This window comes from Pantoea leporis (genome assembly GCF_028048155.1).
GTDB lineage: Bacteria > Pseudomonadota > Gammaproteobacteria > Enterobacterales > Enterobacteriaceae > Pantoea > Pantoea leporis.
In genome coordinates, this window is the sequence record NZ_JALMEU010000001.1 from 1,242,737 (window position 1) to 1,262,792 (window position 20,056).

Annotated in this window: 21 protein-coding genes; 6 read left to right on the top strand and 15 right to left on the bottom strand. The window is 53.6% G+C overall.

Going from position 1 to position 20,056, the window contains the following annotated elements; all coding sequences use genetic code 11:
* Window positions 1-4 precede the first annotated feature (4 nt).
* The 3 genes from cspE to MWH02_RS23140 form a co-directional block, all read right to left on the bottom strand.
* A complete protein-coding gene (gene cspE, locus MWH02_RS05895) occupies window positions 5-214 on the bottom strand; it encodes a transcription antiterminator/RNA stability regulator CspE (RefSeq protein ID WP_007890714.1) in 210 nt (69 codons plus the stop codon).
* A 150-nt stretch (window positions 215-364) separates the two neighbouring features.
* Window positions 365-937, bottom strand: a complete 573-nt coding sequence (gene pagP, locus MWH02_RS05900; protein ID WP_192236648.1) for a lipid IV(A) palmitoyltransferase PagP — start codon at window positions 935-937, stop codon at window positions 365-367.
* A gap of 604 nt (window positions 938-1,541) precedes the next feature.
* Window positions 1,542-1,625 carry a small membrane protein YohP gene (locus tag MWH02_RS23140; RefSeq protein WP_085982494.1) on the bottom strand — a complete coding sequence of 28 codons (84 nt, stop codon included), beginning with the start codon at window positions 1,623-1,625 and terminating at the stop codon, window positions 1,542-1,544.
* Window positions 1,626-1,884: 259 nt separating this feature from the next.
* Here MWH02_RS23140 and MWH02_RS05905 point away from each other — a divergent pair, with 259 nt between their 5' ends.
* The gene (locus MWH02_RS05905; protein WP_101763266.1) at window positions 1,885-2,130 is read left to right on the top strand and encodes a hypothetical protein; all 246 of its coding nucleotides are present in this window, start codon (window positions 1,885-1,887) and stop codon (window positions 2,128-2,130) included.
* 106 nt (window positions 2,131-2,236) lie between these two features.
* Window positions 2,237-3,319 (top strand): malate/lactate/ureidoglycolate dehydrogenase, encoded by a 1,083-nt coding sequence (locus tag MWH02_RS05910; RefSeq protein ID WP_271460065.1) that lies wholly within the window; start codon window positions 2,237-2,239, stop codon window positions 3,317-3,319.
* A 39-nt stretch (window positions 3,320-3,358) separates the two neighbouring features.
* On the opposite strand, the gene gntT is transcribed toward MWH02_RS05910, so the two are convergent.
* Entirely contained in the window at window positions 3,359-4,675 is a 1,317-nt protein-coding gene (gene gntT, locus MWH02_RS05915; RefSeq protein WP_271460066.1) for a gluconate transporter, read from the bottom strand.
* A 283-nt stretch (window positions 4,676-4,958) separates the two neighbouring features.
* Between gntT and MWH02_RS05920 the strand changes: the two genes are divergently transcribed.
* Window positions 4,959-6,110: an iron-containing alcohol dehydrogenase gene (locus MWH02_RS05920; RefSeq protein WP_233501651.1), complete on the top strand. Its 1,152-nt coding sequence runs from the start codon at window positions 4,959-4,961 to the stop codon at window positions 6,108-6,110.
* Window positions 6,111-6,142: 32 nt separating this feature from the next.
* Here MWH02_RS05920 and MWH02_RS05925 read toward each other — a convergent pair whose 3' ends face one another.
* From MWH02_RS05925 to MWH02_RS05940, 4 genes are all read right to left on the bottom strand, one after another.
* Complete coding sequence (locus MWH02_RS05925) at window positions 6,143-8,071, bottom strand: methyl-accepting chemotaxis protein (RefSeq protein ID WP_101763269.1); 1,929 nt, start codon at window positions 8,069-8,071, stop codon at window positions 6,143-6,145.
* Window positions 8,072-8,196: 125 nt separating this feature from the next.
* A complete protein-coding gene (locus MWH02_RS05930) occupies window positions 8,197-9,024 on the bottom strand; it encodes a Cof-type HAD-IIB family hydrolase (protein ID WP_110865702.1) in 828 nt (275 codons plus the stop codon).
* Between the two features lie 107 nt (window positions 9,025-9,131).
* Window positions 9,132-9,617 carry an RcnB family protein gene (locus tag MWH02_RS05935; protein ID WP_210081527.1) on the bottom strand — a complete coding sequence of 162 codons (486 nt, stop codon included), beginning with the start codon at window positions 9,615-9,617 and terminating at the stop codon, window positions 9,132-9,134.
* A gap of 796 nt (window positions 9,618-10,413) precedes the next feature.
* Window positions 10,414-10,644, bottom strand: a complete 231-nt coding sequence (locus MWH02_RS05940) for a DUF1272 domain-containing protein (RefSeq protein ID WP_222233121.1) — start codon at window positions 10,642-10,644, stop codon at window positions 10,414-10,416.
* Between the two features lie 204 nt (window positions 10,645-10,848).
* Between MWH02_RS05940 and MWH02_RS05945 the strand changes: the two genes are divergently transcribed.
* Both MWH02_RS05945 and MWH02_RS05950 read left to right on the top strand, forming a co-directional pair.
* Window positions 10,849-11,973 carry an AI-2E family transporter gene (locus MWH02_RS05945; protein WP_101763272.1) on the top strand — a complete coding sequence of 375 codons (1,125 nt, stop codon included), beginning with the start codon at window positions 10,849-10,851 and terminating at the stop codon, window positions 11,971-11,973.
* A gap of 111 nt (window positions 11,974-12,084) precedes the next feature.
* On the top strand, window positions 12,085-12,765 hold the full coding sequence (locus tag MWH02_RS05950; RefSeq protein WP_101763273.1) for an HAD family hydrolase: 681 nt from the start codon (window positions 12,085-12,087) through the stop codon (window positions 12,763-12,765).
* 18 nt (window positions 12,766-12,783) lie between these two features.
* Here the strand turns inward: MWH02_RS05950 and MWH02_RS05955 are convergent, their stop codons facing one another.
* The 7 genes from MWH02_RS05955 to MWH02_RS05985 all read right to left on the bottom strand — a co-directional run bounded on the left by MWH02_RS05955 (window position 12,784) and on the right by MWH02_RS05985 (window position 18,672).
* Window positions 12,784-14,025 carry a vWA domain-containing protein gene (locus MWH02_RS05955; protein ID WP_101763274.1) on the bottom strand — a complete coding sequence of 414 codons (1,242 nt, stop codon included), beginning with the start codon at window positions 14,023-14,025 and terminating at the stop codon, window positions 12,784-12,786.
* A gap of 82 nt (window positions 14,026-14,107) precedes the next feature.
* The gene (locus tag MWH02_RS05960) at window positions 14,108-14,683 is read right to left on the bottom strand and encodes a TerD family protein (protein WP_101763275.1); all 576 of its coding nucleotides are present in this window, start codon (window positions 14,681-14,683) and stop codon (window positions 14,108-14,110) included.
* A 57-nt stretch (window positions 14,684-14,740) separates the two neighbouring features.
* Window positions 14,741-15,319 carry a TerD family protein gene (locus tag MWH02_RS05965; protein WP_008103744.1) on the bottom strand — a complete coding sequence of 193 codons (579 nt, stop codon included), beginning with the start codon at window positions 15,317-15,319 and terminating at the stop codon, window positions 14,741-14,743.
* A 50-nt stretch (window positions 15,320-15,369) separates the two neighbouring features.
* Complete coding sequence (locus tag MWH02_RS05970; RefSeq protein ID WP_008103746.1) at window positions 15,370-16,407, bottom strand: TerC/Alx family metal homeostasis membrane protein; 1,038 nt, start codon at window positions 16,405-16,407, stop codon at window positions 15,370-15,372.
* A gap of 23 nt (window positions 16,408-16,430) precedes the next feature.
* Window positions 16,431-16,886, bottom strand: a complete 456-nt coding sequence (locus MWH02_RS05975; protein ID WP_101763276.1) for a tellurite resistance TerB family protein — start codon at window positions 16,884-16,886, stop codon at window positions 16,431-16,433.
* 20 nt (window positions 16,887-16,906) lie between these two features.
* Window positions 16,907-18,088 carry a TerD family protein gene (locus MWH02_RS05980; RefSeq protein ID WP_271460067.1) on the bottom strand — a complete coding sequence of 394 codons (1,182 nt, stop codon included), beginning with the start codon at window positions 18,086-18,088 and terminating at the stop codon, window positions 16,907-16,909.
* Complete coding sequence (locus tag MWH02_RS05985; RefSeq protein WP_101763278.1) at window positions 18,088-18,672, bottom strand: TerD family protein; 585 nt, start codon at window positions 18,670-18,672, stop codon at window positions 18,088-18,090. The genes MWH02_RS05980 and MWH02_RS05985 overlap by 1 nt, the downstream gene beginning before the upstream one ends.
* Before the next feature lie 320 nt (window positions 18,673-18,992).
* Here MWH02_RS05985 and MWH02_RS05990 point away from each other — a divergent pair, with 320 nt between their 5' ends.
* Entirely contained in the window at window positions 18,993-20,051 is a 1,059-nt protein-coding gene (locus MWH02_RS05990; RefSeq protein ID WP_271460068.1) for an ATP-grasp domain-containing protein, read from the top strand.
* Window positions 20,052-20,056 lie beyond the last annotated feature (5 nt).

The window sequence follows — 20,056 nt, forward strand, 5'->3', positions numbered from 1 at the left end:
TTAATTACAGTGCGATAACGTTAGCAGCTGATGGGCCTTTAGCGCCGTCAGTGATTTCGAACTCAACGCGTTGACCTTCAGCCAGAGTTTTGAAACCGTTGCTGTTGATTGCAGAGAAGTGTACGAATACATCTTTGCTGCCATCTTCTGGAGTAATGAAACCGAAGCCTTTCGACTCATTAAACCACTTTACGTTACCTTTGATCTTAGACATCTATATTACCTTTACATGAAAAAAGGACACTAAACTGTGTCGACGTCTAGTACAGCAATTGCGGTGACATTTGTCCAGTGCGATTTGATGAAAAAGTGATAAATATTGATTTTTTGCATGCCGATCACACTTTATGCGTGCCGCCAGCGCTTAAAACTCAAATCTCAGCCAAGCAAAGTAAACGTTGCCATTATTGTAAGTGCCGGGAATATAAGTCATTTGGAAAGTGGCTGGACCATATCCAATTGATGCCAAAGGCAATATCAGCGGAACCGGGATGTAGCGCCAGTTATCCCGCGCCGTTACACCCGCCGTGTATCCGGCGCCCAAATGAAAGTTCTGATCGCTAAGCGGTCGCCAGGTCGCTTCCCAACCGTAACCGCCAATCGGCTCCCATTTGTTGAAGGAGTCCTTGAACGCCATCAGGTACAAACCGTGCCAGTTACCTTTCTCATCCCAGCGCGAAACGCCCGCACCTGCGCCCCACGGGCGCTCGTTGTATTTATCGATGTGTTCATCGTCGTAAGTCCAACGATTGTGCCAGGTAATCGCCGGCAGATAAAAATCATAATTCTGCGGTTGCGACCAGGTTTGCGACACGTTATTGCTAAAGGTGTTCCAGCCTGATTTGATGGCTTGTGAAGTTGTTACCGCTGATGCCGAAAATGAGACCGATGAGGTCAAAAGGCAGCCTAACAAAACTGCAGAAAAGTGCCGATTCACAACGTAATTTCCTGTTAATTCGTGCTGAAAAAATGCACTACCCTGAGGCAAAGTTTTCAGATTCTTGTACGACGCATTCCTAAGTAATCGCCAAAAGGATATTAAAAAACATGCTTAATATCTCCAGGCTAATTCTCGGTTGACGGCGAATTTTACCTCATGCGGAATGTGAAATTGAAACGCCGGATAAACGGAAAGGCATTACTGAGGGATGTACACAAAGTGCAATCATGTTGTGATGATGACGGCAAGCAATAAGATAGCTTTCAGTGACTTAGTGTCAACTATTCACGCATGGAATAAATTAACAAAATTTATCAATTGAACTCGCCCGACGAATAAGATAAATCTCGATACTCCAGGACGGAGATGGGGAAAAAACTGACATGACTATTCGTTGTAGCCGCTGCGGTTGCACTAAATTTTTTTACACCTTAACGGACTGCAAACAGGTCGATGCAATAAATCATCATGGCGCCTGCTGCGCACAGTGTCAGAAACCGTTGACGCTGGGCGATCTCATCCTGCCGATTGCGTCTTTTAATGACAGCGAAAAATCCTATGCTGAATAAAAAATTCAGGCACCCGCAGGTGCCTGTTGTTGTCAGAAAATCAGTTTAAAGACGCCTGTTAGTGTCAGTAACCCAACGATGAAGATGATGGCGATGACCCACAGAATTATTTTCATTGTTCGCTCCTTCAAGTATGAAAAATAACGTGTCTGCTAACCAGTATAGATGATCATTCTGCTTTCGCTGGGCGCTGCGAGAGTGGTCACAACCCTTGGCTATCGTTTCGCTTAATGCCGATTTAATTCTGCGAGGCGGGTCGCAGCCTGCGATTTTCCCTCTCCTTGATTCCGCACTCAGCGCCTGTCCGCAGTCTAAACTTACAGCGCCTGAAGAGGCCTCGATTGTTATCAATGCCGACGTAACAAGGAGATTCTTATGAGCACGATTAATACCAGCATGGGGCGTTATAGCCTTAAGGCAAAGGATTACGGCAACCACATCAGCGGCAGTATTGCGATTAATGATGAAGGTGGCACGCAACTCACCCTGCAGGAATTTGAAGAGCACTATCTTGACGATGTCGTCAACAATGTCATTTATCCGATCACTGGCGGAAACCGTGAAATTACCCGCGCGCTGCGCGATCAGATGGTCAAAGCAGGCTTTGAACAGCCGCACTGAGTTTTTGGGCCACACGTTGTGGCCCTTTACTTCTTATCATTGACTTGCGGTTATTACTGGTTTCGGCACAGGATGCATGATTGTTCATGATAAGGAGATTGACCGTATGAGTACTCTGCATCTTATTCCCCCTTCTCGCCTTCATCAGTTTGTTCAAGCCATTTGGTTACATGCTGGCAGCAGCGCCGAAGAAGCGCGCCTGGTCGCCGACCATTTGGTGGCCGCGAATCTGGCGGGTCACGATTCACACGGCGTTGGCATGATTCCGAGCTACATGAAATCGCTGGCACAGGGCTTTTTGCAACTCAACCAACATGCCAGCATTGCAAAAGACGCCGGCGCGGTGCTGACGCTACACGGGCACAACGGTTTTGGTCAGGTGGCGGCCTTTGAGGCGATGCAACTCGGTATTGAGCGCGCAGCCAGGTTAGGTATTGCGGCGGTTGGTTTACACCATTCGCACCACATTGGTCGCATCGGCCATTGGGCAGAACAGTGTGCGGCCGCCGGTTTTGTCTCGTTCCATTTTGTTAACGTGATGGGCGATCCGATGGTCGCGCCGTTTAACGGTAGCGATCGTCGTTTTGGCACCAATCCTTTCTGCGCCATTTTCCCGCGCCGCAATGCCAAACCGCTGCTGCTCGATTTCGCCACCAGCGGCATCGCCTTTGGTAAAACGCGAGTGGCGTGGAATAAAGAGCAGCAGGTCGCGCCAGGTTATCTGATTGATCATCAAGGCCAGCCGACCACCGAACCGGGCGTGATGCATCAGGCGCCGTATGGTTCACTGATGCCGTTTGGTCTGCACAAAGGCTATGCGCTGGCAACCATGTGTGAAATTCTCGGCGGCGCGCTGTCCGGCGGACGCACCACGCATGATGAGACGCTGGTCACCAGCCACGATGCCATTTTCAACTGCATGACCACCATCATCGTGAATCCGGATGCGTTTGATGCGCCTGCGATGCAGGAAGAGGCGGAATCATTCCTGGATTGGGTGAAACAGTCGCCGCAAAGTGGCGAAGCACCGATTCAGGTGCCCGGCGAGTGGGAGGAGCAAAACCGCGTGGCACGTGAACGCGATGGCATTCCTCTCGACAGCAACAGCTGGGAGCAAATCTGTGACGCGGCGTTACAAGCGGGAATGCCGCAAGAGGAACTCGCGGCATTCCGCGCCTTAACGCATTAAACCGCAAGCGGCTGAGGCGCAGTGCCTCAGCCTTGATACTTAGATGACGTTGGCGAGCAGTAAGCAACCCAGCAAACCGCACACCGAAATAATGGTTTCCAGCGCCGACCATGAGCGGAAAGTTTCGCCGATGGTCAGGTTGAAATACTCCTTAAACAGCCAGAAGCCCGGATCGTTAACGTGAGAGAAAATCACGCTGCCGGAGCCAACCGCAATCACCATCAGTTCCGGACTGGCGCCGCTGGTGATGATCAACGGTGCGACAATCCCGCCTGCCGTAATCGCCGCCACGGTTGCGGAACCCAGGGCAATACGCAGCACCGCAGCAATCGACCACGCCATGAAGATCGGCGACAGATTGGTTTCATGCATCATGCTGGCGATATATTTATCGACGCCGCTGTCCACCAGCACCTGTTTGAACGCCCCGCCACCACCAATCACTAACAGCATCATGGCGATGATCTTGATCGAATCGGTGATGGTGCCCATCACGTCATCCATGCTGCGGCCACGGTTGAGACCAAAGGTGAAGATGGCGATCAGCACGGCAATCAAGGTTGCCATAATGGGGTCACCAAAGAACTCGGCATACGGCAACAACACGTGACCTTTCGGCAGCAGCATCTCCGCCACCGCGCGCAACGCCATCAGCACCACCGGCACCAATGCCGTCCAGACGCTGACGCCAAAGCCAGGCATCTCCGCTTCGGTAAAGGTTTTCGGGTTCCACAAGCCTTCCGGGATCGGCTTATCAATGCCTTTCAGGAAGCGCGCATAAACCGGACCGGCAAGAATAACGGTTGGAATCCCCAGCAGCGTTCCGTACAGCAGCGTTTTCCCCATATCGGCGTTGAACAGCGTGGCGATCGCAGTTGGGCCCGGATGCGGTGGCAGGAAACCGTGTGTGACCGAGAGCGCGGCCGCCATCGGCACACCCACGTAGAGCAGCGGCACGCGCGCGGAGGCGGCGATGCTGAACACCAACGGCAGCATCAGCACAAAGCCCACTTCGTAGAACAGCGCAAAGCCGACGGTGAAGCCGGTCAGCACCAGCGCCCACTGAATATGCTTCTCACCAAATTTAGCGATTAACGTGGTGGCGATTCGCTGCGCCCCGCCGCAATCCGCCAGCAGTTTACCCAGCATTGCGCCGAAGCCCATGATCAGCGCGAGGCTGCCCAATGTGCCGCCGACGCCGGTTTTAATCGAAACGATAACTTTGTTGACCGGCATGCCCTGCATTATGCCAACGGCCAGCGCCACCAGAATCAGCGCAATAAATCCGTTCAGTTTGAAACGAATCATCAGCAACAGCAGTAACGCTACGCCAATCGCCACATAGAGTAATGGCATAATTTTTCTCCACTTTTGCGCACGGTAAGCTACCGGCAGCGGTTTATTTTGGTTATCCCAGAGGACATGAGAATCAACAACGTGCACCACAGTAAACATCCTGCTGAGCAATGTTACGGGTATCATGTTAAGGGTAACATTGCGTACAAAGCACCTGGCGTCGCAGCGGAATTTCTGTTTTGCGAAGGTGATCAACTTTTTGCCAGCGGGTTATCAGAATGTTTGCAGCGGGAGTGTCACGGCTTTTGGTTACACTTAGGTCTTTGAGCCAAACAAGAAGGACGTGCAGGTGAGTGAGAATCTGATCGAGTTGTACAGTAATCAACAAACCCTGTTTGGGCGCGGCAGCATTGACCAACTGATTCCGCTGCTGGCGGCCAATACCCAGCCGACGCTGCTGTTTTGCGGCCGCTCATTCCTGAATGGTCCGGCCTGGACGCGCTTAGGTGCCGCGCTCAACGATCACATCATCGGTTACGAGATTGTCAGCCATGAAGCCTCGCCAGATGAGATTGATGGCTGGGTGCGACGCTGGCGCGGCCATGTTGATCGCGTGGTGGCGATTGGCGGCGGCAGCGTGCTGGATGCGGCTAAAGCCTTTAGCGCGATGATGCAGCACCCTCTGAATACCGCGCGCTATCTGGAGAAAGTCGGTGATACGCCAGTGCAAGCGGTGACCTTGCCGCTGATCGCCATTCCCACCACGGCCGGCACCGGCAGCGAAGCCACGCAGAACGCAGTGGTGACCGATCAGCAGCATATTCAGGTCAAAGCGTCGCTGCGCCATCCGGTGTTTGTGCCACAGGTCGCAATTCTCGATCCTGATCTGCTAAAAGGCGCGCCCGACAGCGTGCTGGCAACCTGCGCCATCGATGCCTTCACCCATCTTTTCGAAGCCTATCTGTCGCGCAAAGGCAATTTGTTCACCCAGCAAACTGCGCTTAATGGGCTGCGACTGTTCTTCCAGGCCTGGCCAGATTTGAACCGTGACGACGAGCGTGGAGATGCCGCGCGCGAAGCGATGATGATGGCGTCATGGTTGGGTGGCGTGTGTCTGAGCAGCGCCGGATTGGGCGTGATCCACGGCATTGCCGGTGAGTTGGGGGCGATCAAGCCGTTCCATCACGGCGAAGTGTGCGGACGTTTACTGTTCCCGTTCCTCGAGGTGCTGGCAGAAACCGAGCATGCTGAACAGCAACGTTTGATGGCGCAGTTCGGCCAACAGCTGCTGCCGGACGATCCCGCGCCGCCCGCGCTGGCGTTGAAAGCCTGGATCCAGCAGCAGGCGATCGTGCCGTTCTGGTTAGAGGGCCCAACGCTGTCAGCCACCGACGTTGACTGGATTGTGTCGCGCGCCAACAGCAAAAACGGCTGGGTCAGCTACGATGCACCGACGTTAACCGAGATGATTGCCGCCGCCTGGCGCATCGTCTAAATGATAACGGGCAGCCGACGCTGCCCGATTTTTTACTGCTCAGCCACTTTAAACATCGCCATCTCTTGCGCCAGCTGCGCCGCTTCATCACGCAGCGCCTGGGTATTTTCGGCGGTTTGCGTCACCAGCATCAGGTTTTGCTGAATACCGCGCTCCATCTGTGATACGGCCAGCGTCACTTCCGCAATACCTTTGCTCTGCTCATCACCGGCCACGCGCATCTCGCTGACTACCTGCTTCACTTTATGCACGTCGGAAACCAGTTGCGAAAGCTGCTGCCCCGCGCCTTCCACCAGTTTACTGCCGGCCAGCACGTTGCTGTCGGAATCGGCAATCAGCGCTTTGATCTCCTGCGCCGCCGTGGCGCTGCGCTGGGCTAAGGCGCGCACTTCAGATGCCACCACCGCAAAACCACGCCCTTGCTCACCGGCGCGTGCCGCTTCCACCGCCGCATTCAGGGCAAGGATGTTGGTTTGAAACGCGATGCTGTCAATCACCGTCAGAATCTCCGCCACGCGGCGCGACGAGGATTGAATAGCGCCCATGGTGCTCACCACTTCGCCCATCACTTCGCTGCTGCTGCGGGCAATCTGCGCGGTCTGTTCGGCGGCAGCATCGGCCAGTCGGGTATTTTCAGCGTTTTGCTGCACGGTGGCGTTAAGCTGCTCCATCGCCGCCGCACTCTGCTCAAGCGCCGCAGCCTGCTCAGCGATTTTCTCCGACAGCGCGGTGTTGCTGTGCGCTAATCCCGATGCGTTGGCCGCCACCGTTTCGCCGCTGCCCTGCACGCGGGTAATCACGCCAGCGATCTTATCGACAAAGCTGTTGAACGCACCGGCAATATCCGCCAGCTCATCGCGCCCACTTTTAGTCAGACGGCGGGTTAAATCGCCATCGCCATTGGCAATCTCATCCAGCGCCGCGTGCGTGGCCTTCAGACGTTGGCCAATGCGTTGGGTAAACGCCCAGGTTAACAGCAGCAGCACGATCATCGCCGGAATCAGGAAAGTGAAGATGTCGCGCATCATGGTACGCGCCAGGCCGCTGACGGCACTTTCCGGCGTTACCAGACCAATCACCCAACCGGTGCCGGGCATGCGGAACAGCGTCACCTGCGCGCTGTTGTGCAAGTAGCCGTCTGCAAAATCCGACAGTTGTAATACATCGCCATCGCCCTTCAGCTGGGCGATACGGGCGGCCAGCGGCGCCAGCCAGCTGGATTTTTCCGCCAGGCTGCTCAAGGTGGTGAGCGATTTCATATCCTGGCCTGGGTAATAGAGCAGATTGCCCGCGCTATCGAGGGCAAAGGCGTAACCGCCCGTCACCTGCCCTTTCTGCTGCATAAAGCCCGCAAGATTATCCAGCTGCACATCCAGCGTTGCGACACCGGCAAACCGATCGCCCGCCGCATACGGCACGCTGCAGGTGACCATTTTCACACCGGAGACCGGATCCTGATACACCTCCGACCAACCGCAACGATCGCGCGGTCCGTTACGCACCGCGCTGTACCAGCTTTCCTGTTGATAGCCGTTGCCCGCAGGCAGGTTGTAGTCATCGGAATAGGCCAGCGCGCCATCACCCTGACGCGCCCAGAAGAAGCTACGACGCTGCACTCCGGCGCTAAACGCATCGGGTTCCGGCCACACGCCGCCGCCGGCAATGGTTTTATTGCCGCTGCTGTTGATGATTTGTGGGAAGCTTTGCTGCCACAGCGTGGCATCGTGCGGCAACACTTCAGCAAGGCGCGCCATGCTGACGGCCTCGCCTTCAATGCGCACCAGCTGCTGATTTAATTGGCTGACCAGATTGCTACCGGCCTGCTCAATCAGCGTATGGCTGGCTTCGATGACGCGCGGCTGACCGCGCAACAACAGAACGGAAAATACGACTGCGGTGGTGACGCACAGTAATAGCAGGCCACCCAGCGTCATGCGGGCAGCCAAACGGGTTGGCAACATAATTTATCCTTTCTAACCGACTGCATTAACGATTGAGATAAGAAGTGCCGCTCAGCGGCGAATTGTGCGTTCCGTCACAATCGAATATCGGCAAAGCAAAGAATAAATTCAGCTATAAATGACGATCAGATGACAAACGGCGGTTTGCCGGCCAGCATCTGCTCAATCACCTGTAAAACGCCCTCGTCGTTATTACCCGGCGCTTCAAAGCGGGCCGCATCTTTGACCTTCTGCGGTGCGTTCGCCATGGCAAAGCTGAAGCCCGACTGCTGCAGCATTTCGAGATCGTTACCGCCGTCGCCAAACACCAGAATTTCACTGCGTTCGATGCCCCAGCGTTTGCCCAACAGATCGAGGCCGTGACCTTTATGGTTGCCCGGCACGATCAAATCCACCGATCCATGACCGCTGGACGTGGCGGCAGCCGCCCCCTGATGCAGACGCTCAATGTCCGCCATCAGCGGTTCCACGTAATCATCAGACAGATTCAGCGCAAACTTGAACAGCTTATCGCCCGCCACGTCATCGAGGCTGCGAATCGCCTTCAGGCGGTGGCAATAGTGACGCATTTTCACCAGCCACTTTTCATCAAGGCCTTCGAAGTAGTACGCGCTGTCGCGTCCGCACAGGATGTAACGCAGTTCGGGATAGTTACCGTTGTGTAACGTATCCAGCACCGCATCAATATCCGGACGAGAAAACTCGCCGCAGAATAACTCTTCATCACAATCGATAATCCACGCGCCGTTCTCCGCCACGAAGGCAATTTCGTGGGCGATCTCAGGGAAGAAGGATTTGAGTTGGTAATACTGGTTGCCGCTGGCTACCACAAACTTGATGCCGCGCTGCTTCATTTCCTGATAGCAGGCGTTAAAACGCGCGCGATTGTACTGTTTCTTGTCGTCGAGAAAGGTGCCGTCTTTATCCACCGCCACCATTTTTACCACGGTCATCATCACTCCTTAACGTATCGAAAGGAAAAACGGGTCGTAGAGAGAATAACCTGGTGAGCGGATAAAGCGCAGAGAAACACGGATGGCCGCAGCCATCCGCGGGGGGATTAGTTAAACGCGCCGTTGAGCAGAATCGCGGTGATGATGCCGGTTGCTGCGGCCACCAGCACGTAATTACCGTCGATGTAAGCCCAATGCTCACCGCGCGGTGGTTCATACAGACCACGGTCACGCCAGTCATCTACGCGATAATGCGGACCACGAAACTCCGGCGGTGCCGGATAGCCGCGACGGAAGTCATGTCCGCCCCAGGCGAAGCGGTCGCCGTCACGATGCCCTTCCGGCATACGATGGTCAGCATAACGGTCATGACGATCCGGGCCGGGGCCGCGATCGTGGCCACGGTCATGATGATTGCCGCGATCCGGTCCGCGGTCGCCGCCACGATCCGGGCCACGTCCGTGGTCCTGATGCTGGTCGCTGCCGTGCGGCTGCCAGCGCTGGTCACCTGGGCCGTCTGCCCACGAGACGCTAGAAAACAGTGTGCTGCATGCAATAAATGACGCAATAAGAGTTAATGTTGTTTTTTTCATGGTGTTGCCTCCAATGATAACGGCGGTTGCTGTGCCGTTAAGCATTACTATTGATTAACTGGAGACAGAAAAGCATTTCCAAAACTCTTAAAAACCGCATACTTACAGGAAATTACGTCAACTTATCACTTTCTTAACGATTGTGTACTTTCTGACATTAACAGGATCGAAGAGACGCATCAGCGTTTATTGCGGCGAGAGCGGGAAATATAAAGAAAAACCCGATCGCAAGGATCGGGAGGATAATTCAATTTCCATAAATTGCATAAAGGGGTAAACCCTGCAAAAGTGAGGGTAAAACTGAAGCACACAACGCCACATCACTAGCATTGCCAGCAAACAATACCATTTAAAATTGAAAACTTCTTTTGAAAAGGGCTATTTTTCAGAAAAATACGCAAAATTAAATGTCAGAAACAAATATTATTTTAGGAACGTTGTTTCAGGATAAATAAGGTCTGTGCTCTGACCAGATTCAGCAAAGACACATTAACAAGGCTTTCAAGCAGCTAATCCACGCTATCAGAAATGGTAAATATCCCTTTAAAAACAACACCATTAACGTCTTAAGCCTTTTAATTCCAGCACGCCACACGCGCAACCTGATGAGTATTTAACAATTACTGCTCCTTATTAGGCCCGGATTGTTTATCACCAACATTAATACACAGCGGTGATTACTATCGTGCTCAAAATTACCCTGCTTGCGTAACGTTTAAATATCACGAGGCAGCCTGATAAACTATTTAGGGTAAACGTTTACATGAGCAGAATATTCGTTTGCACGCTCACTATCTCATGAAGAAGATAAATGGCGCGTTGAGGACGCCGGATGACGTGCTAACGCTGCAGCAGGACGAATCGGTCGACGCACCAGTTCACCGCTGCAATTCGGGCAGCGCTGCGCCAGGATACCTTCCGCGCACGCCACACAGAACGTGCATTCAAATGAACAGATGCGCGCCTCAAGCGACTCCGGCGGCAGATCTTTATCGCAGCATTCGCAGTTAGGACGTAGTTCCAGCATGATTTCCTCCGGTGAGTTTCAGCCACCATCATCACCGTAATAGTGCTGCCGCGCCAGCCAGTGAACAGACATCAGGCGGACAAATCGGGACATCCTGTGTCTGCTCTCTTCACGAGCTTGAGCGAACCATCGATCCTAAAAACATTACTTTCCCCGTTAAGCGTTCTATAGTTCATTCGCCCTATCTACTGACGAGACTATGTAATGCGTATTAAAGGACTTAATTTAGGCTTCTTTATCGTTATTTTGGCGATCGTCACCTTCGCCTTTTTTGATGTGCTGACACCCTATTTTTCTGCCATTTTCTGGGCCGCGATTCTGGCGGTGATCTTCCATCCACTGAAGTCGCTGCTGCGCCGTAAAATGGGCGATCGCAACGGTCTGGCTTCGTTCGCTACGTTACTGATTATCTGCCTGATGGTGTTCACGCCGCTGGCGCTGATCACCTCTTCAATGGTGGTTGAAGTTAACACCGTCTACACCAAGCTGCAGAACAACTCCGCGCAGTTCCCTGCGGTGTTTGCCGATCTGCTGCAGCATCTGCCTTCCTGGGCACGCAACTATCTCGCCGATAACAACCTGAACAACGCGCAGGAGATTCAGCAGAAGCTCTCTGGCTTTGCGCTGAAAGGCGGCCAGTACATGGCGGGCAGCGTGTTCCTGATCGGTAAAGGGACGTTCACCTTTACCGTTGGCTTTGGCGTGATGCTCTATCTGCTGTTCTTCCTGTTGAAAGATGGCGCCTGGCTGGTGAATTTAATTCTGGAAGCGCTGCCGCTTTCAACCTACGTGAAACATCATTTGCTGATGAAGTTCGCAGCGGTATCGCGTGCCACGGTCAAAGGCACGGTGGTGGTTGCGGTGGTACAAGGTGTGCTGGGCGGCATCGCCTTCTGGATCACCGGCATTGATGGCAGCTTGCTGTGGGGCACCTTGATGGCATTCCTGTCACTGATTCCGGCGGTCGGTTCCGCCATTGTCTGGGTACCGGCAACCATCTTCTTCTTCGCCACCAGCGCCATCTGGAAAGCGCTGTTCCTGATTGGCTTCTTCGTGGTGGTGGTTGGCCTGGTGGATAATATTCTGCGTCCGCTGCTGGTCGGTAAAGACACCAAAATGCCGGACTATCTGATCCTGATCTCCACGCTGGGCGGCATGGAAGTGTACGGCATCAACGGCTTTGTGATTGGTCCACTGATCGCCGCGCTGTTTATTGCCTGCTGGAATCTGCTCTCCGGTCGCGATAATCGTGAGAACTCCGAAGAGATTGACGAAGAGTTTATCGAAGAGGGTAAAACCCGCGAGGAGGAGGGCAAAATCCGCGAGTAAGCGTTTCAAACGGCTACCGTTTATCGGTAGCCGCATTCACGCATGAGAATATCGGCCAGCCATTTGCTATCATCGTGGCATTGATTACGGCTTGCGACAAAAGAGAACAACATGTCCATGGAATCCTCCTTAGCGCGTGAAAATCAGGTTCTGTCAGTCTTCGATTTTGACGGCACGCTGACCATTCACGACAGCTTCATCCCCTTTCTTCGTTTCAGCTTTGGCAAACGCGCGTTCGCTCGCAAAATTGCAAAACTGGCATTCCCAACGCTGCGCTGCATGCGGAAAAAGCTAACGCGTGATGAGTTAAAAGAAGTGTTGATTCACACCTTTTTAACCGGCGTTGAGGAGCAATGGATCCGTCAGCAGGCGCAACTTTTCTGCGCGGCAAACTGGAATAAGCTAATGCGCCCAGCCGGGCTGTTAGCGGTTGCCGCCGAAGTGAACTCCAGCGCCGAAGTGACCATCTGTTCCGCCTCGCCGGCGATGGTATTAGAACCGTTCGCCGAGCGTCTGGGCATCAATCTGATCGGTACCCAATTAGAAGTCGTTGACGGCATTCTTACTGGTAAAATTACCGGCCATAACTGCCGCTGCGGGCAAAAGGTCAAGCGACTGGAAAGCGTTTACGGCCCGCTGCATAACTATCACCTGCGCGCCTGGGGCGATACGCGAGGTGATTTTGAGTTACTGGCCGCCGCGCAGGATCCACACTGGCGTCATTTCCATCCAACGTGGAAAAAACGCCGCGTGCCAATGGAAAAACTGCGCATGCTGCGTCTGGATCCTTAGGCGCACAATTCGGGCTGATCAATAAATCCGGTCAGCCTTTGCTGCATCCAGCCACGGCTTAAACTCCTCCAGCAGCAAATCGTATAACCGGTCTTCCGCCAGGCTGGCAAAGTTGTCGATGGCGAAGAAATGGGTGTTGTCGATGCGGCGATCGTTGAAGTTATCCAAATCCTGCAAAATGCCATAATTACTGCCGCCGAGGCCGACAAATTTCCAGAAGATGGGATAGTTAGCCGAGCGGCGAATCGCCTCTTTGATGGCGCGGGTTTTGCTGATGCCGCCGTCGGTAATGAAAACCACGTACACTGGCAGATCGCTGTGCCTAAAGGTATCAATCAGCTCTTCCATGACCGGCGGTTCATTATTAGTGCCGCCCAGTCCTGGTAAAATCTCCCACGCCGATGTCTTGCCGCCACGCTGGATGGTGGCGATGTAGCCATCAAGATTATCCAGGGTTACATCGGGATATTTCGCGTGCTGCTGACCGAAGCCCCAGACATCCATCGAACCGTCATCATCAAACTGCGCCGCCAGCACCGCAATGCGATCTAATACGGCCTGCACGTTGCCCTTACTAAACTGCCCTTTCATCGAACCCGAGGCGTCCAGTACAAATGCCACCTTCGCTTTCACCGTTTGTAGCTGGTATTTGCTCAGGCTAACGCTGGCGTTTTTCGCCAGGCTCACTAATCGTGGCGCTTTCTGTTGCAGCTTTTTCTCCAGGCTCACCACCGTTGGCGCGGCTGGCTGAGGATCGGGCTGGGCGATATCCACGCCATAATGACGCGCCAGTGGTTCGAGCCCGCCGTTGAATCCCTGCCCCAGAGCGCGCAGCTTCCAGCCGCCATTGTGACGATAAACTTCGGCCAGAATCAGCGCCTTCTCCCCGCGCCCGTGCGTTTCCGGGCTGAATTGGGCAATATCTTCAGCGGTTAAGCTCAGGCTGTTGAGCGCATTGATCGCCTCGTCGCCGTCAATCACTAAGGCGACGGCGATTTTACTGACGCTGGCGGCAATCTTCATCAGATCCAGATTAATGGTGCAGCCTTGCGGCGTGCTCTGCATGACCACACTGCGATTGGCGGTTGTGGGCTGATTGAAGAAGATGAAATCGGCATCGCCACTCACTTTGCCAGCGGCATCGAGCAGGAAAACACTGGTATCCACATCGCCGCGCAACGTGGATGAAGCAGCATAGTGCAGGCGCAACGTCAGTTCGGTGGTGTTCAGCGGCAGGTTCTGGCCCGGTTGTAACATCATAGTTTTAACCTCCTGTTAAGGATGCGTCCTTTGGATAATAAAAAGCCCCGGACCAGCCGGGGCTTTGATAAAATGCTTTGAATCAGACGCTCACGCCGTGCTGGGAAGCCAGCGCTGACAGGCCGCCTGCGAAGCCCTGACCAACGGCTTTGAATTTCCACTCGGCACCATTGCGATACAGCTCACCGAACACCATCGCGGTTTCGGTAGACGCATCTTCAGACAGGTCGAAACGGGCGATTTCAGCACCGCTGTCATTATTGAAGATACGCATGAAGCTGTTGCTCACCATGCCGAAGTTCTGCTTACGCGCTTCGGCATCATAAATGGTCACCGCGAAGACCAGCTTCTTCACCTCAGCCGGTACTTTAGACAGGGTAATTTTAACCTGCTCGTCATCGCCATCGCCGGCACCGGTGCGGTTATCGCCCTGATGCTCAACGGAACCACAAGCGCTCTGCTTGTTGTTGAAGAAGATGAAGCTGGCATCGCTCAGCACTTTACCGTCGTCACCGACCATAAATACTGACGCGTCGAGGTCGAAATCCTGACCATCTGTTACACGTGCATCCCAACCCAGACCCGCCATGGCAACATTCATGGTGGGTGCTTCTTTAGTCAGGGAAACGTTACCGCCTTTTACCAGAGAAACTGCCATTTTAAAGCTCCTGCTTTTAATTGGATGATGCGGGCAGCGCGAAGCTGCCCGTGATAATTAAGACGCGTTGATACCGTACTGAGCACATACCGAAGCGAGGCCGCCGGCATAACCCTGGCCTACCGCGCGGAATTTCCACTCGGCGCCGTTACGGTACAGCTCACCAAACAGCATCGCGGTTTCAGTTGAGGCATCTTCGGTCAAATCGTAACGCGCCACTTCACTGCGATCGTCATCGTTCACCAGGCGGATAAACGCGCCGGAAACCTGGCCAAAGCTCTGACGACGGGTCTGCGCATCGTGGATGGTGACCACAAACACAATCTTGTCGACGTCAGCCGGGATCAAATCCAGTTTGATTTTCAGCGATTCATCATCGCCATCGCCTGCACCAGTACGGTTGTCACCGGTGTGAGAAACGGAACCGTCGGAAGAGACCAGATTGTTGTAGAAAATAAAGTCAGCATCGCCGCGGACTTTGCCGCTGGCGGACAGCAAGAACGCTGACGCATCAAGGTCAAAGTCCTGACCATCGGTGGAACGTGCATCCCAGCCAAGGCCAACGAGGACGTTTTTCATGGTTGGTGCCGCTTTGCTCAGCGAAACGTTACCGCCTTTAGAAAGAGAAACGCTCATTGTAATTACCTCTTGGTTAATGATTTTTCAGACTCATTGCTGGCAGAAGATCAGCTCTCTTCTTTTTCCTCGGGCTTACCGGGGAACATCACGCTGAGTACGATACCGACCGCTAACACGCCGAGTACCACAAACAAGCTGGCGCTAGCAGAGATGCTGTAGCCGTGATGCCAGATATGATCGGTAGCATTCAGACCCAGTTTCACCGCGATGAAGAACAGCAGCACGATGACGGCTTTCTCGAGGTGAACCAGATACTGCTTCAATGCTTCAAGTACGAAGTACAGTGTACGCAAGCCGAGGATGGCGAACATCATGGCGCTATAAACGATCAGCGGTTCACGGCTTACTGCGATAATCGCCGGCACGGAGTCAAAGGCGAACATCACGTCAGAGAGTTCAACCACCGCCACACACAGCATCAACGGCGTGGCATACAGTGCCGCTTTCTTGCCGCGACCAATCGCTACGTCTTTGTTTTCTGGCTTCTGCAGCTCTTCATCAACTTCCTTCTGATTCAGCAGGAAGGCGTTACCACGCATTTTTGGCCAGATTGGGAAGAAGCGCTTCACCATGCGATAAGCAAGGTGCTGCGAGTAATCTTCGATCTCGTCGCTGTCATCGCCGCTTTTCAGCATCATTACCGCCGTCCACGCGACGATCAGCGCAAACACGATTTCGACATACGGACCAAGGCTCAGCAAGCCGGTACCGATCGCCACGAAGATGCCACGGAAAACGATGGCACCGATGATGCCCCAGTAAAGCACGCGGTGACGATAGCGGTCCGGAACGGCAAACCACGAGAAGATCGCCATCATCACGAACAGGTTATCGACGGAGAGTACTTTCTCCAGCGCATAACCGGTCACGAACAGGCTGGCAACTTCAGCGCCGTGATGGATATAGAGGAAGCCGGCGAAACCCATCGCCACCGCCACCCAGAACACTGACCACAGCGCCGCGCTTTTCAGCGAAATCGGCTTGTCGCCGCGGTGCATGAACAGGTCGATAAAAATAGCGCCCACCGACAGCGCGATGAAAACCGCGACTGTTTCAGTTGGGAAGCCAATGTGCGTAGACACCATGATGAACCCTTAAAAGATAAAAATTACAGACCAAATATTGCTGGATCAAAGCCCAAAGCGACGGCGATTTCGCGCACCGCTTTCTGCTCGTCAGCATCAAAATCACCATCACTCTTACCGACAGCAATACCTACGCGGATCGCCAACTGTGCGGCTTCCGGCTGATCTTTCAACGCCATGATGTACTTCATGGTTTCGCCCTTGCCGATTTCCAGATCGAAATCAAAGCTGCTCACCAGTTTGTTGAAGAACTCAATCACTTCATTGGTATCAAAGACTTTCAACTCTTCGGAGGCGCGCAGAAAACCGATCATCTTCTGCTTCTCTTCCGCGCTCACGCCGCCGTCTGCCACCGCAATGCGTGCGCACACCGCGACGGTGCCTTGCATAAATTTCTTGTTCTTAAAGCGGCTAACCTGTTTGGTTAATTCATCGCGGCCGGAATTAAATGCCCCTTTGACCTTGTTGAAAAAGCTCATAGTGAATCCTCTGTCTGTTATTATTTGGAGCCAGCTCGCCAGTTGAATCCCCAACCGAAAGCTTTGTCCATATCGGAATGCCCGTTAAAGAACTGATTGATACGCTCGACGCGGATACTGCCGTTCTCATTGACCAGGCGAGCAATCGCACACATGTTGCGGCGGTTCTCCCCTTCAGTCATACGCGTTTCAATCGGAGGCTGGTCTGGAATGTGCAGCGTGACTACGCCATCCGTTTTGTCCCAGCTCGCCGCACCTTGATAGATGAAGGCGAAAATTAATACCTCGCGAATCTGACTCCATTCGCGACCGTTGATGTGCAGCCATTCGCCGTCGGTCACTTCGCCGGTGCGATCGTCGCCCTGCAAGTGTACGAAAGGTTTGGCATGCATGGCGCCAAAATTGCCGCCCAGCGCCTGGATCACACCGCGCGAGCCGTCTTGCAGCTCAACGAAGGCGCCGAGATCGAGATCCACGCCTTTGTTGCCGCCGAACAATCCGCGCAACCCGCCGCCACCGCTGCTGGTTTCACGGTGCCAGTTCAGATTGATGCGGATCTCACCGAAGTTATCGCGCTTGGTCAGGCTGATAGCTGGCTTCTCTTTGGTAAGAGACACTTTGCTCAGATTGATTTTTGCCGGCGCGGGTGTCGGTGCTGGAGCCGGTGCCGCCTGCGGTGCAGGCGCAGGCGTTGGGGCAGGCGCGGGTTCAGCCACATCCACACCGAAATGTTCCGCCAGCGGCTTTAAGCCGCCGTTGAAACCCTGCGCAATAAAGCGGAATTTCCACTCATTATTGCGGCGGTAAAGTTCGCCGAGGATCAACGCTGCTTCCTGACGTCCTACCAGCTCCACGCTGCCATTCAGCAACACTTCACCGCTCTGCTCCACCTGAATCGCCAGACGTTGCAAACCCGACACGTTGCGGCCGCCGTCACAGGTAACGGTAAAGGCCACTTTCTGCACGTCAGGACGCAGGCGGGTGAGATCGACAGAAAAGGCAGAGTTGTGCCCTTCGCTTTTCAGGCTGATGGTGCGGTCATCGTTATCCGGCTGACCGTAGAACACCATATCGGCATCGCCATTGACTTTGCCGCTGGTGAACAGACGAAAGGCCGAAGCATCAACGGCGGCGCCAGCGAGTACGCGCACCGTCAGCAGATTAGCGGGAACGGGAGCATTGCTCCCCGGCGTCATATTCATTAGCGCACCACTGCGGCAACGATGTCGTTTTGCATCGCGTCAATGGTACGGCCGGCACTCGCGCGGCCATGCGCCGTGAAGTCCCACAGCCCGCCGTTGCGGTGCAGCGAAGCAATCACAATGCCGGTATGGCTGCCTTGCTCAGTCAGCTCATAGCGCGCCAGCTCTTTGCCGTTTTGATCCACCACGCGGCAGAAGGCATTTTCCACTTCATTGAAGGTTTGACCCTGGAAGCTGTTCACGGTGAACGCCAGATACTCAACGTTAGCTGGCAGACGTGACAACTCAACGATGATCACTTCATCGTCGCCATCGCCTTCGCCAGTACGATTATCACCACTGTGTTTCACCGCACCACATTTAGAGGTTAATGCGCGGAACCAGATGGTATCAATGGCATGACCGGATTGATCCAATAATACGCAGCTGGCATCCAGATCGATGGAATCGCTGCCACCACCAAAAAGCTTGCCCATGAAGCCTTTCTTTTTAATGGGATCCCAGCCTAAGCCGAAATGTAATTTATTCAGCGAAGCGGTTTGTTTGCTGAGTGAAACCGTCTGATTCTTGCTTAATGAAACCATGTCATAATTCCTTCAAACAGGTTTGAAAAGGGTTTTATATTTGCATCAAATTCCATGAGGGCAAAATCATAACATGAGGATATTCATGTTCAGCATTAATTTTCACAGCAATTTTATGAAACACAATAAATCCTTGCAGAAGAACGACTTAAAAGAATCCAGCCCGAACCAGTAACGCACTAAACATGACAATTCTTTACATTAAAATTCATAAGGTTACGTTAGGGTAAAAAATCATATTATGATTGACTCATTTCGAAGTGAGAAATAAACTCGCAAACCATAATCCAGCCACCAGCCTCTTGCGGAAATAATTAAAAATGTCTCACAAAATTTGGCTAATGGAAGGTTTATCCTCCCAACGCGATATAATTAATGGCATAACATCTGCAGCTAAAAAACATAACTACAACGTGTCGATTTATGCATCACATCGCCAATCGCGTAATGAAATACTTTCGCTGGCGGATCATGCATTAATTGAACCTGGTGATGTAAATCAGCGCCTCGAATTTATTCTTTCTACCGTAGAAAAATATGCCATTCAGGCGATCCATACCGGTCGACATGCTCATTGGTTTGAAGCCCATCGCGCCGCTATCGAAGCCAGCGGTGCGCGCTTAACCACCGGCGCACGCGATGTTGTAATGCTGGATCTGGCCGATGACAAAGTCGCGTTTGCCCACCATATGAAAAGCCTGAATTTGCCGGTGGTGCCTTCACTGCGCGTTGATTCACCCGTACAGTTGCGTGAGCTGATCGCCGGTAAACCCTTTGGCGATCTGCCGCTGTGCGTAAAACCGGTTACCGGTATTTATGGCATGGGATTCTGGCAGTTTGATGAGAGCGCCTCGCCGATGGCGCCGTTTACCCATCCCGACGCACGCCGGGTGAAAGCCGAATATTACTTACAGGCGCTGGAGGCCGCCGACAGCATGGAGCCGCTGGTCCTGATGCCGTATCTGCCGGGCCCGGAATATTCGGTTGATATGCTGGCGGAAAACGGCAAGGTGCTGGCCGCCGTGGCGCGCCGTAAAGAAGGGGCGCTGCAGTATCTGGAGAACCGCGGCGAAGCCTTTGAGCTGGCGCTAGCCTGTGCCGCTGCGATGGGCGCGGATGGATTGATCAACGTGCAGACGCGCAATGATGCCAGCGGCAAACCGCTATTACTGGAGATCAATATGCGCCCTTCCGGCGGCATTGGTTACACCCGTTTCAGCGGCGTCAATCTTCCCGGCTTGTTTGCCCTGCGCCAGCTAGGCTTGATCAGTCAGCAGCAGGTGATCGACGACGGCCGCCGCGACTTCACGCCAGCCACCGTCCGCGCGCTGAGCGATGTGGTGGCGTACAACCCCGTCCTGTCCAACCAAGTTCAATAAGGAAC

Bases quoted from the DNA above. Each gene is read 5' to 3' on its own strand.
- gntT (WP_271460066.1), bottom strand. From the start codon at position 4,675: ATGCCATTACTCTATGTGGCGATTGGCGTAGCGTTACTGCTGTTGCTG.
- MWH02_RS05945 (WP_101763272.1), top strand. From the start codon at position 10,849: ATGCGTATTAAAGGACTTAATTTAGGCTTCTTTATCGTTATTTTGGCG.
- MWH02_RS05980 (WP_271460067.1), bottom strand. From the start codon at position 18,088: ATGAATATGACGCCGGGGAGCAATGCTCCCGTTCCCGCTAATCTGCTG.
- MWH02_RS05950 (WP_101763273.1), top strand. From the start codon at position 12,085: ATGTCCATGGAATCCTCCTTAGCGCGTGAAAATCAGGTTCTGTCAGTC.
- MWH02_RS05960 (WP_101763275.1), bottom strand. From the start codon at position 14,683: ATGGCAGTTTCTCTGGTAAAAGGCGGTAACGTTTCCCTGACTAAAGAA.
- MWH02_RS05930 (WP_110865702.1), bottom strand. From the start codon at position 9,024: ATGACCGTGGTAAAAATGGTGGCGGTGGATAAAGACGGCACCTTTCTC.
- MWH02_RS05970 (WP_008103746.1), bottom strand. From the start codon at position 16,407: ATGGTGTCTACGCACATTGGCTTCCCAACTGAAACAGTCGCGGTTTTC.
- MWH02_RS05940 (WP_222233121.1), bottom strand. From the start codon at position 10,644: ATGCTGGAACTACGTCCTAACTGCGAATGCTGCGATAAAGATCTGCCG.
- MWH02_RS05910 (WP_271460065.1), top strand. From the start codon at position 2,237: ATGAGTACTCTGCATCTTATTCCCCCTTCTCGCCTTCATCAGTTTGTT.
- cspE (WP_007890714.1), bottom strand. From the start codon at position 214: ATGTCTAAGATCAAAGGTAACGTAAAGTGGTTTAATGAGTCGAAAGGC.
- MWH02_RS05925 (WP_101763269.1), bottom strand. From the start codon at position 8,071: ATGTTGCCAACCCGTTTGGCTGCCCGCATGACGCTGGGTGGCCTGCTA.
- MWH02_RS05985 (WP_101763278.1), bottom strand. From the start codon at position 18,672: ATGGTTTCATTAAGCAAGAATCAGACGGTTTCACTCAGCAAACAAACC.
- MWH02_RS05990 (WP_271460068.1), top strand. From the start codon at position 18,993: ATGTCTCACAAAATTTGGCTAATGGAAGGTTTATCCTCCCAACGCGAT.
- MWH02_RS05975 (WP_101763276.1), bottom strand. From the start codon at position 16,886: ATGAGCTTTTTCAACAAGGTCAAAGGGGCATTTAATTCCGGCCGCGAT.
- MWH02_RS23140 (WP_085982494.1), bottom strand. From the start codon at position 1,625: ATGAAAATAATTCTGTGGGTCATCGCCATCATCTTCATCGTTGGGTTA.
- MWH02_RS05965 (WP_008103744.1), bottom strand. From the start codon at position 15,319: ATGAGCGTTTCTCTTTCTAAAGGCGGTAACGTTTCGCTGAGCAAAGCG.
- MWH02_RS05955 (WP_101763274.1), bottom strand. From the start codon at position 14,025: ATGATGTTACAACCGGGCCAGAACCTGCCGCTGAACACCACCGAACTG.
- MWH02_RS05905 (WP_101763266.1), top strand. From the start codon at position 1,885: ATGAGCACGATTAATACCAGCATGGGGCGTTATAGCCTTAAGGCAAAG.
- MWH02_RS05935 (WP_210081527.1), bottom strand. From the start codon at position 9,617: ATGAAAAAAACAACATTAACTCTTATTGCGTCATTTATTGCATGCAGC.